This is a genomic window from Plesiomonas sp. ZOR0011 (assembly GCF_000800945.1).
Classification (GTDB): domain Bacteria; phylum Pseudomonadota; class Gammaproteobacteria; order Enterobacterales; family CAMTGL01; genus Plesiomonas; species Plesiomonas shigelloides.
The window spans coordinates 1-811 of sequence record NZ_JRKB01000074.1 but is presented as its reverse complement, the minus strand read 5'-3'; the positions used below and the strand labels follow the sequence as shown (position 1 = coordinate 811).

Genomic DNA, 811 nt, shown 5'->3' with positions numbered 1-811 from the left:
AAGCTCGATGAGGTCGACTCTTGTTATAGTCATCCCGCCAAGCTTCAATTTTCAATTTAGCATCAGGTAATGAGTCAAACCAGTGGCAGTTGAGGCACTCATCTCGAAAGCTACCATTCAGTGACTCGATAAACGCATTGTCTGTGGGAATTCCTGGACGTGAAAACACAAGAGTTACCTTATTGGTATATGCCCACAAATCCGTCATTTGCCCTGCAAATTCACTGCCGTTATCACAATGGATCCGTTTGGGAGTACCTCGTTTTTGGCATAATCGTGTCAATGTTGCGACCACATTTTCTGAGCGTAACCGAATCCCAATGTCGGTAGCTAAGCATTCTCTCGTGAACGTATCTACAATGGTCAAAATGCGAAACTTCTGGCCATTTGCAATCTGATCAGTGACAAAATCCATTGCCCATGCTTCATTTGGCGCTGAACTTGGCTTGTAGTCCGATTTTCGGTGTGCACCGCTGACGTTACGTCTAGGACGTTTTGGTCTCAATTGCAGCCCTTCCAGACAATATAAACGATGGACGCGTTTCTTATTTACATGAATACCCTCACGTTTCAACATAATGTGAATACGTTTATAGCCATAACGTATTCTCGTTCTGGCTAGCTCTATAATTCTTTGGCGAAGCGCTTCCTGTGACGCAGAACGGTACTGATAACGACAGGCCGTACGACTTAATCCTGCTAAGGCGCATGCTCTACGTTCGCTAATCTGATAGTGAGTTATCAAATGGCGTACCACCTTACGACGTTGCGGTACGCTTACCACTTTCGGGTATTCAGATCTTGCAGCATG

General features: G+C 45.1%; 1 protein-coding gene. It reads right to left on the bottom strand.

Going from position 1 to position 811, the window contains the following annotated elements; genetic code table 11:
- The coding region (locus L975_RS17740; RefSeq protein WP_230400819.1) for an IS3 family transposase at nt 1-757 on the bottom strand (757 nt) is incomplete at its 3' end.
- Between the last annotated feature and the right edge of the window lie 54 nt (nt 758-811).